Annotated in this window: 1 rRNA gene; it reads left to right on the top strand. The window is 42.7% G+C overall.

The features are described 5' to 3' along the window. Window positions 1-145: 145 nt before the first annotated feature. A 5S ribosomal RNA gene (gene rrf / locus AN389_RS19890) occupies window positions 146-234 on the top strand; the annotation flags it as partial.

Genomic DNA, 234 nt, shown 5'->3' with positions numbered 1-234 from the left:
CCCATGCCGAACTCAGTAGTGAAACGAAACAGCGCCGATGATAGTGTAGCATTTGCTATGTGAAAGTAGGACATTGCCAGGCTCCAAATTCAGTCGAAGGACTTAAATCTTAATAAATAAAAATAAGAAAATTGAACCGAATTTTCTTGGTAACCATAGCGTTTTGGACCCACCTGACCCCATGCCGAACTCAGTAGTGAAACGAAACAGCGCCGATGATAGTGTAGCATTTGC

Source organism: Pseudoalteromonas sp. P1-7a (assembly GCF_001401855.1).
Classification (GTDB): Bacteria; Pseudomonadota; Gammaproteobacteria; order Enterobacterales; family Alteromonadaceae; genus Pseudoalteromonas.
This window is presented reverse-complemented; position numbering and strand designations above follow the sequence as displayed.